The organism is Sandaracinobacter sp. (genome assembly GCF_041909755.1).
Classification (GTDB): Bacteria; Pseudomonadota; Alphaproteobacteria; order Sphingomonadales; family Sphingomonadaceae; genus Sandaracinobacteroides.
Genome location: NZ_JAYRCW010000070.1, coordinates 4,066 through 13,228 on the forward strand (window position 1 = coordinate 4,066; position 9,163 = coordinate 13,228).

The 9,163-nt window shown below is 70.1% G+C and carries 9 protein-coding genes; 4 read left to right on the top strand and 5 right to left on the bottom strand.

Going from position 1 to position 9,163, the window contains the following annotated elements:
• The first annotated feature begins 63 nt into the window (after positions 1-63).
• Positions 64-1,251: a radical SAM family heme chaperone HemW gene (hemW, locus tag ACE3O8_RS09925; RefSeq protein WP_374389303.1), complete on the top strand. Its 1,188-nt coding sequence runs from the start codon at positions 64-66 to the stop codon at positions 1,249-1,251.
• A 19-nt stretch (positions 1,252-1,270) separates the two neighbouring features.
• Positions 1,271-1,594, top strand: a complete 324-nt coding sequence (locus ACE3O8_RS09930) for a hypothetical protein (RefSeq protein WP_374389287.1) — start codon at positions 1,271-1,273, stop codon at positions 1,592-1,594.
• Between the two features lie 9 nt (positions 1,595-1,603).
• On the opposite strand, the gene ACE3O8_RS09935 is transcribed toward ACE3O8_RS09930, so the two are convergent.
• Complete coding sequence (locus ACE3O8_RS09935) at positions 1,604-2,617, bottom strand: NADP-dependent oxidoreductase (protein ID WP_374389289.1); 1,014 nt, start codon at positions 2,615-2,617, stop codon at positions 1,604-1,606.
• A 64-nt stretch (positions 2,618-2,681) separates the two neighbouring features.
• Entirely contained in the window at positions 2,682-3,545 is an 864-nt protein-coding gene (locus ACE3O8_RS09940; RefSeq protein WP_374389291.1) for an alpha/beta fold hydrolase, read from the bottom strand.
• Between the two features lie 137 nt (positions 3,546-3,682).
• On the opposite strand from ACE3O8_RS09940, the gene ACE3O8_RS09945 reads away from it, so the two are divergent.
• Complete coding sequence (locus tag ACE3O8_RS09945; RefSeq protein WP_374389293.1) at positions 3,683-4,366, top strand: TetR/AcrR family transcriptional regulator; 684 nt, start codon at positions 3,683-3,685, stop codon at positions 4,364-4,366.
• A 22-nt stretch (positions 4,367-4,388) separates the two neighbouring features.
• A complete protein-coding gene (locus ACE3O8_RS09950) occupies positions 4,389-5,780 on the top strand; it encodes a protein adenylyltransferase SelO family protein (protein ID WP_374389295.1) in 1,392 nt (463 codons plus the stop codon).
• Here ACE3O8_RS09950 and ACE3O8_RS09955 read toward each other — a convergent pair.
• The 3 genes from ACE3O8_RS09955 to ACE3O8_RS09965 all read right to left on the bottom strand — a co-directional run.
• Positions 5,751-7,157 carry an N-acetylmuramoyl-L-alanine amidase gene (locus ACE3O8_RS09955; RefSeq protein ID WP_374389297.1) on the bottom strand — a complete coding sequence of 469 codons (1,407 nt, stop codon included), beginning with the start codon at positions 7,155-7,157 and terminating at the stop codon, positions 5,751-5,753. The two genes, ACE3O8_RS09950 and ACE3O8_RS09955, sit on opposite strands and share 30 nt — an antisense overlap.
• 98 nt (positions 7,158-7,255) lie before the next feature.
• Positions 7,256-8,383: a flagellar biosynthesis protein FlhB gene (locus ACE3O8_RS09960; protein ID WP_374389299.1), complete on the bottom strand. Its 1,128-nt coding sequence runs from the start codon at positions 8,381-8,383 to the stop codon at positions 7,256-7,258.
• The coding region (locus tag ACE3O8_RS09965; RefSeq protein WP_374389301.1) for a flagellar biosynthetic protein FliR at positions 8,376-9,163 on the bottom strand (788 nt) is incomplete at its 5' end. The genes ACE3O8_RS09965 and ACE3O8_RS09960, both read right to left, overlap by 8 nt.

The following is a 9,163-nucleotide window of genomic DNA, read 5'->3' on the forward strand; positions in this document are numbered from 1 at the left end:
GGCAAAGCCCGCAAAGCGGGTCCGCCGGCCGCGCGCTTCAGCGAGTCTGCGGGCCTTCCCCCGATTGCTTCGCGATCGGGGTCCAGGCCGCAGCCGCTTTCGCTGTATATCCACTGGCCCTTCTGCGTGACGAAATGCCCCTATTGCGACTTCAACAGCCATGTGCGGGATCGGGTGGATCAGGCCGTGTGGCGCGCGGCGCTGCTGGCGGATTTGCGGCATGAAGCGCAGGCGACGGCGGGGCAGCGGCTGGTTTCCATCTTCTTCGGCGGCGGCACGCCCAGCCTGATGGATCCGGCCACCACCGAAGCGCTGATCGCGGAGGCGCTGGCGCTGTGGCCGAACGACGGGGCGGTGGAGATCACGCTGGAGGCGAACCCGTCCTCCGTTGAGGCTTCGCGCTTTGCCGACTTCGCATCCGCCGGGGTGAACCGGGTGTCTTTGGGGTTGCAGGCGCTGGACGATGCGGCGCTGAAGCTGCTGGGGCGGCCGCATGATCTGGCCCAGGGGCTGGCGGCGCTGGAGGTGGCGCAGCGGCATTTCGGGCGCGTCAGCTTTGATCTGATCCACAGCCGGCCGGGCCAGACGGTGGCGGCGTGGGAAGCGGAACTGGCCCGCGCGCTGAGCTTCGGCACCGAGCATCTGTCAGCCTATCAGTTGACGATCGAGGAGGGCACGCGCTTCCACACGCTGGCGCGCAAGGGGCTTCTGGACTTGCCCGCCGAGGAGGCGGCGGCCGACATGTTCGAACTGACGGGCGCCATGTGCGCGGCGGCCGGGTTGCCGCTGTACGAGGTTTCGAACCATGCCCGGCCGGGGGCCGAGAGCCGGCACAATCTGCAATATTGGCGTTATGGCGACTATGCGGGCGTGGGGCCGGGGGCGCACGGGCGGCGCGGCGGGCTGGCGACGACGCGGCTGAAGCGGCCGGAAAGCTGGCTGGAGGCCGTGCTGGCGCGCGGCGAGGGGCTGGAGGCGGAAACGCCGATCGCGCCCGGCGATGCCGCCGAGGAAGCGCTGATGATGGGGCTGCGGCTGGCCGACGGGATCGATCCGGACGCGTTCGCGGCGCGGACGGGAATTGCGCTGGACGATATCGCCTCCCCCCCGGCGCGGGCGCGGCTGGAACGATTGGGGCTGCTGGCGCCGGGGCGGGCGCTGCGGGTGACGGCCGGGGGCCGGATGCTGACGAACCGGCTGATCCTGGAACTGGCTTCGGGGTTGAAACAATCGGCCGAAATGCCAAGTTGAGGGGGCGAAGGAGACTGGGATGATCGGCAAGGTGATGACGGCGCTGGCGGGGCGGAGCATCGCCCAGACCCTGGGCGGCGCGGCCGCAGGCCCGGCCGGGGCCGTGATCGGGGCCGCCGTGCCGGTGGTGCTGCCGCGCGTGGCGCGCGCGCTGGGGCCGGTGGGCATGGTGGGCGTGGCCGTGGGCGGCCTGCTGTTCAAACGCTGGCTGGACCGGCGAAATGCGCGGGAAAAGGCAAGGGCCGAGGCGGTCGCGGGGCTGCCGCCGCGCGACCCGGCCGCCGTGCTGGGCAGCCCGACGCCCCCCGACCTGCTGGAGGGCGAGCTGCTGACCGACGCCTGAGGCCCAGCCTCAGATGTCGGCGACCTGGACCAGCAGCTTGCCGAAATTGCCGCCCGAATAGAGCAGCTTCACATGTTCGTCGGCCTTGTCGAGGCCGGGGCGGACATCCTGACGGGTTTTCACCTTGCCCTCGAGCATCCAGCCGATGAGGGCCTGATAGGCTTCGGGGAAACGATCGGCGAAATCCGAGACGATGAAGCCCCGGATCGTCAGCCGCCGCATCAGCAGCATCGTCCAGCGGCCGGGTTCTTCTTCGCCGTCGGTGGCGTTGTAGCCGGAGATCATGCCGCACAGCGGCACCCGGCCGAACACCTTCATCCGATCCAGCACGGCCGACATGATCTTGCCGCCGACCTGTTCGAAGTTGATGTCCACGCCTTCGGGGGCGATGCGGTCCAGCTCTGCGCCGACATCCTGCGATTTATAGTCGATGGCGTGATCGAAGCCGAGCTCCTGTGTGATGTAGCGGCATTTGTCTGCGCCGCCCGCGATGCCGATCACCTTGCAGCCCTTCAGCTTGCCGATCTGGCCGACGATCTGGCCCACGCCGCCGGCCGCTGCCGAGACGACGAGGGTTTCGCCGGGCTTTGGCTGGCCGATATCCAGCAGGCCGAAATAGGCCGTGGGGCCGACGGCGGCCAGGGTGCCGAACAGCTGCGCGACCGAAAGGCCGGGGATTTCCGGGAAGGGCCCCATGCCGGTGCCGTCGGTGACGATGTGGCTGGCCCATTCGCTGAAGCCGGCGACGAGCATGCCCGGTTCATAGCCCGGCTTGCGGCTGGCGACGACGCGCCCGACCACGCCGCCGCGCATGGGCGCGCCGAGTTCGACGGGGGGCATATATTGCTCCATGTCGGACATCCAGATGCGGTTGGTGGGGTCGAGCGAGAGATAGCCGACCTTCAGCAGGAACTGTCCCTCCTGAAGCTCTGGCAGGGGTTCATCCCTGAAAACGAGGTCGCCATCGCGGATATCGCCGACCGGGCGCTTTGCCAGCCGCCAGACCTGTCTTGTCTCTGCCATCTCGAACCTCCCCTTGCGTTCGGCCTGCGGTGCCAGATCGCGGGGTTTCAGGCATCCTCTCGATTCAAAGGAAGGGGTCGAGGAAGGCCTTCATGGCGGCGACGGCCTCCGGCTCGTCCAGCGTGGGGGCATGGCCGACGCGCGGCACGGTGACGGCCGAGAGACGGGGAATGCGGGCCTGCATCCGGGCCTGGGTTTCGGCGAGCAGGATATCGGAATGGCCGCCGCGAACGGAGAGGACGGGACGATCCCGGTAACTGTCGAGCGCGAGCCAGAGATCGAGCTGCTGATCGCCGTGGGGGAGGCTCAGCGGGGCGGCGATTTCCGGATCATAATCCCAGACGATCGGCCCCGCGCGGCTGACGCGGCAGAGCCGCTTGGCGTGGGCGAGCCAGTCGTCCAGCTGCCAGCCGGGGTAGAGATCGGCCTGGCGGCGCGCGATGTCGCGCGCGGCGGCGAGCCAGCTGGGCCAGTTGCCGCCCTTGCCGAGCTGGGCGCGGATGCGGGCGAGGCCGGGTTCGTTCATGTCGGGGCCGACATCGTTCAGCACCAGACCGGCGATGCGCTGGCGCTGGGTGACATCGAGCAGCAGGCCGATGAGGCCGCCGAGCGAGGTGCCGATGATGATGACCCGATCGAGCCTTGCGGCATCGAGAAGGCGCCCCATGTCCTGCAGGTAGGTGAGGGGGACATAGGTGAGCGGATCGCGGGCGTAGCCGGATTCCCCCCGGCCGCGGAAGCTGGGCGTGATCACGCGGAATGCCGGGGCATGGCGGCGGGCCAGCGCTTCGAAATCGCGGGCGTTGCGGGTGAGGCCGGGCAGGCAGAGCAGCGCCGGGCGACCCTCCGCGCCGCCGGCGAACTCGCGATAGTGCAGCCGGACATTGTCGGCCGTCCACAGATAGTGATCGGTGAAATCTGCGCTCACGCATGCCTTCTAGGGCCGCGTTCGTCATCGTGCAATTTCAGCTTTTTGCGGGGCGAATCGGCAACTTTTGACTGCCACTCAGTTTTGGCGCATAAGCGGGGCGGGGACCGGGGTTGCGAGAGAGGACGCAGACGACAGTGGCCACAGGTGCGCGCGCAGCCGAGACCAGGATCCAGAAGGCGGAATCCGACAACAGATCGCGTCGGTACGACCCGGCCGAAACGCGCATGCGCGTGCTGGAGGCGGCGTATCTGCTGTTCGGATCGCGCGGCTATGCCAACACCGGCACGGCCGACATCGCCGCGCAGGCGGATGTGTCGGAAGGGTCCATCTTCTATCATTTCGGATCGAAGCGCGCGCTGCTGGTGGAGCTGGGCAAGCTGCACGGCCAGAAGCTGATCGCGGCCATGCAGGGCGAGGACGCGATCGAGGATGTGACCTTCGGCCAGAGCCTGACCCGCTGCTTTGATTTCCGCGAAGTACACAATGTGTGGGAGGCGCCCGGCGCCTGCGACCAGACGGCGACCAACAAGAAGATCAACAAGCAGAATCCAGAAGCCGAGCCCTTCTTCCACGCCGCCAAGGAAACCGTGGTGGGGTGGACGCAGGCGCATCTGGACGCCATGCACCGGAAGCACGGCATCGAGGGCATCCCGACGGACGTGACCGCAAACCTGATCTTCGCGGCCGTGGGCGAGGCGATGCATCAATATTTCGGCCCCGGCGTGACGGCGGAGGAAAAGGCCCGCATCAAGGCAGAGGCGATCCGCTTCTGCGACGCGGCGACCGGTGCGCCCGGCCTGACGGCTGCGGCAGGTTGAAGCCACCGCCCCCGCGCGCCATGTGCAGCGGGTGACGGACAAGAGCAGCTACAGGCCCGAAAAAGCCTTCCTGGACCTGGGGGGCGATTTTCATGATGTCGTCGCGCCGGCAGCCTTTCCGGCGCATCGCTTGCGCTATCGCAACCAGCGCGCGGCGGCAGAGGTGGGGCTGGAAGGCCTGACCGACGCCGCATGGGTCGGCCATTTCGGCCGTTTCGAACCGCTGCCGGGCAGCCTGCCGCTGGCGCTGGCGCTGCGCTATCACGGGCATCAGTTCCGCACCTATAATCCCGAACTGGGGGATGGGCGCGGGTTCCTGTTTGCGCAGCTGCGTGACGGCGCCGGGCGGCTGATGGACCTGGGCACGAAGGGATCGGGGCGGACGCCCTGGTCCCGCTTTGGCGACGGCAGGCTGACGCTGAAGGGGGCCGTCCGTGAGATCCTGGCGACCGAGATGCTGGAGGCGCTGGGCGTGACGACGTCGCGCACATTCTCGGTGATCGAGACGGGCGAGGCGCTGGAGCGTGGTGACGAGCCTTCGCCCACGCGGTCGGCGGTGCTGGTGCGGCTGAGCCACAGCCATGTGCGCTATGGCAGTTTCCAGCGTCTGGCGGCGCTGCAGATGCCCGAGGCGATGACCCGGCTGGTGGACTATGCCCTGCGGGAGATCGCCCGGACCGAGCCGGGGCCCGATCCCGTTGCGACGCTGATGGCCTATGCCGTGGAGGGTGCGGCGCGGATGGTGGCGCAATGGCATGTGGCGGGCTTCGTGCATGGCGTGCTGAACACCGACAACATGAACATTTCGGGCGAGAGCTTCGACTATGGGCCGTGGCGGTTCCTGCCGGCGTGGGACAGCGGCTTCACGGCGGCCTATTTCGACCAGTTCGGGCTCTATGCCTTCGGGCGGCAGGCGGAGGCCGTTCACTGGAACCTGGTGGAGCTGGCGAAGGCGCTGCGGCTGATCGCGCCGGCCGACAGCCTGGTGCCCGCGCTGCAGCGCTGGCCGGAGCTGATGGGGGCGGCCGTGCGGCGGCAGGCGATGTGGCGGCTGGGCCTGAAGCGCGCCGACGCGGCCGCCGAGGAAGCGCTTGTGCGGGCGCTGGAAGTGGGGATGGGCGAAAGTGGCATCCAGCCGGACGCGGCCTGGTTCGCCTTTCGGGGGGGGCGGGTGCCGGACGGGCTGCATCCGGCCTTCGCGGCGCTGGCGGACCTGCTGCCGGGGTTCGAACCGGCGCCGGGGGCGCTGGACCATCCCTATTGGGCGGATCGCGGGCCGGAAACCATGCTGATCGACGAGGTGGAGGCCCTGTGGGCGCCGATCGCCGGGGGGGATGACTGGTCCCGGCTTGACCGGAAGATCGAGGCGGTGCGGCGGATGGGGTCAGCGCTTGCCGATGTAGGCGACGACTGATTCCGCGATGCCGTCGGCAATCGCCCGCTGGCCCTTCGACGACATCAGGTAGCGGGCATCCTCTTCGTTAGAAAGAAAGCCGGTTTCAAGGAGGACGGCGGCGACGCCGAGGTTCCGCAGCACCTGGAAATTGGCGAAGCGGTGGAACTGGCTGCGGAAAACCACGCCCTCCGGCTCCATGCCGTTCTGCAGCGCCTCGGCGAAGTCGGCGCTGGCGTTCATGCTGTCCCGCATGCCCAGATCGACGAGGATGGAGGCGACTTCGCGATTTTCGCCGCGGAGATCGACGCCGGCGATGAGATCGGCCCGGTTTTCCTTGGCGGCGACGCGCGCGGCCTCCCGGTCGGAGGCGGTTTCGGACAGGGTATAGACCGAGGCGCCGCGCGCCAGCGGATTGGGTGCGCTGTCGGCATGGACGGAGATGAACAGATCCGCCTTCCAGTCGCGGGCGAGGCGGACGCGGTTGCCGAGCGTGACGAAATAATCCCGGTCGCGCGTGAGGCGGACTTCGACGGGCAGGCCCTTTTCGCGGGCGCGGCGCTCGATCCGGGCCTTTGCCTGCTGGGCGATGGCCAGCGTGACATCCTTTTCCGATCCGCCGCCGATCACCGAGGGCGCGCCCGGATCATGGCCGCCATGCCCCGCATCGATGACGATCACGGCACGTTTCGCGCGCGGCTTGCGGGCGCTGGCCGTGGCGGGCGGCAAGGGTGCGGGGGTCGCCTTTGGCGGCGGCGACACGCGCGGCTCCAACCGGGGGCTGACCTCCGGATTCAGGCGCGGGTCGATCGGGGGGCGGGGCTGGACGGCGGGTGGCGGCGGCGCCGGTTGCAGATCCCGGCTGGCGTCCGCCAGCGCGGCCTCGACGGCGTCGATCCGCGCGGCGCTGTCTGCGGCGATGTCGACGGGCGGGGCGGGCCCCGGCGGCACCGCGCGCGGCGCTTCCTGATAGAAGCTGCCGACGGGGCTGCGCCCGCGGGACACGAGGCGGCGGTAAGCGGCCTCGTCCACGGGGCGGAAGCGCAGTTCCAGCACCTGGCCGCGATCCTGGATCACCTCTGCCAGCTGCATCGGGCGGCCCAGATCGACGACGATGCGGACGGTTTCCGGATCGAACTGCGACACGCGCGCGGCCTTCACGTCGCCGGTGGCCGCAACCTCCCGACGGACGCTGGAGGCGCCGCCCAGATCGATCGCCCAGCGCATGGGATCGGCCAGCGCGAAGGCGCGTGGTGGCGCGGCAAGCGGCTCCGACAGGGCGAGCCGCACGGTTGCGCCCTCTGCCGTTGGCAGGACGCGGATGTTGCCCGCGACCGCCGTGGCATGGGCGGCGGCGGGAAGGAGCAGCAGCAACAGGAGGACGAGCAGGCGACGCATGGGTGGCCGCCTTGTGGCAGGCCGGTCCGGGCTTGGGAATCCCCCGGTGCGGGGCCCTGCGCTCGTCTCGCCGGATCGGGGATGCGGTTCGGCCGCGTTCAGCCGGCGGCGCGGCGGCCGGATTCGTCGTAGCGGGCGGTCGGCGGGGCTTCTGCCGGGGGCTGTTCGCCCTGCGCGTCCATCCGCAGCACGAAGGCGAGGATGGTGGCGACGGCGGCATAGAGATCTGGACGGACGAACTGGCCGACCTTGCCGGTGAAATAGAGCGCGCGGGCGACGGACGGGTAGGACAGGATGGGCGTGCCCTGCGTGGCTGCCAGTTCGCGGATCACATCCGCGACGAGGCCCCGGCCGCGCGCGACGATCTGGGGGGCGGAATCCTGATCGGGCTGATAGCGCAGCGCGACGGCGAAGTGGGTGGGGTTGGTGACGACGACGGCGGCGTCGGCCATGGCGGTGCGGTTGGCGCGGCGGATGGCCTCGCGGCCCGCGCGGCGGATGGCGGCCTTCATTTCGGGCGAGCCTTCCTGCTGCCGATACTCCTCCTTGATGTCCTGCTTCGACATGCGCAGCCGCTTCAGCCACTGGAACAGCTGAACCGGCAGATCCGCCGCTGCGATGAGGGCGAGGCCGGCGCCCAGCCACAGCAGCAGCAGCCCGGCGAGCCGGGCGGCCTGCCGCACGGCGGCTTCGAACGGCAGGGCGGAGAGCGTTGCGAGCTGCTGCTGGTGGACGCGCAGGAAGGCGGCCGACACGCCCAGCAGCAACGCTGCCTTCAGCAGCGATTTTGCGAGCTCGATGAGACCGCGCAGGCCGAACAGGCGCTTCAGCCCGGCAAGCGGGTTCACCCGGTCTGCCTTTGGGGCGAGAAGGCCGGGGACGAAGCCGATGCCGCCGCTGACGGCCTGCCCGGCGACGGCGGCGACGGCGATCAGGCCGCCCAGCAGCAGGATCGGGGCGGCGAGCGGCACGGCCATTTCCACCGCGCGTTCGACCGGCGCGAAGCGGGCGACATCGGCCGGCCCGATCCTGAGCGCACCGGCAAGTCCGGCAGAGAGGCGGGCGGCGATGTCGCCCGCCTGCGCCCAGAGCCAGAGGATTCCCGCAAGTCCGGCGGTTGCCGTGGCGAGATCACGGCTGAGCAGACGGTCGCCCCGTTCCAGCGCCTGCTCGCGCCGGCGGGGCGTCGGCGCTTCGGTGCGATCCTCCGGCGGGGTTTCAGCCAAGGAGAAGGTCCGCGAGGCTGGACTGCATGGCTGCGAGCATGCCCTGGAGTCCGGTGGCGAGCGCCGGCAGCGCCAGCGGCAAGGCGACAAGCCCGATCAGCAGCATCAGCGGGAAGCCGATGGAAAAGAGATTGAGCTGCGGGGCGGAGCGGGCTGCGACGCCGATCGCGAGGTTCACCAGCAGCAGGGAAGCGCCGACGGGCAGCGCGACGAGGAAGCCCGAAGCAAGCGCATAGCCGCCCCAGGCGACGATGGCCGACAGCCGGGCGGGTTCGAACAGGGCGGCCGCCGTGGGCATGGCCGCATGGCTGCGCACCAGGATATCGAGCAGCAGAAGGTGGCCGCCGCCCGTGAGCAGGAGCGCCCACATCAGCATCGCGAACAGGCCGGAAAGGACGGGCGCCTGCGGCAGCGTGGGATCGACCAGCTGGGCGAACCCGAGCCCCATGGACTGGGCGAGCCAGTCCCCGGCGGCGAGGGCCCCGGCGAAGGCGGTGTGCAGCGCCAGCGCGGCGACGAGCCCGATCAGCAGTTCGCCCGCGATGGCCGCAAGGCCGGGCAGGCCGAGCAGGTCGGCGGGCGGGGGCGCGGCGGCCCCGTTGCCGACGACGAGCCAGCCGACAGCGCCCGCGAGGCCGATGCGGACGCGCACCGGGATCAGCTGACCCCCCAGCGCGGGCAGAAGGGCAAGGGCCGCGCCGGTTCGGAGGCTGGCGAAGGCGACTGCGAGGATCAGGGGTTCGACGGCGGGCGGGATCATCGCGCCATCAGCGGAATGGC

Coding starts and splice junctions, on each gene's coding strand:
- ACE3O8_RS09955 (WP_374389297.1), bottom strand. CDS start 7,157: ATGCGTCGCCTGCTCGTCCTCCTGTTGCTGCTGCTCCTTCCCGCCGCC.
- ACE3O8_RS09930 (WP_374389287.1), top strand. CDS start 1,271: ATGATCGGCAAGGTGATGACGGCGCTGGCGGGGCGGAGCATCGCCCAG.
- ACE3O8_RS09935 (WP_374389289.1), bottom strand. CDS start 2,617: ATGGCAGAGACAAGACAGGTCTGGCGGCTGGCAAAGCGCCCGGTCGGC.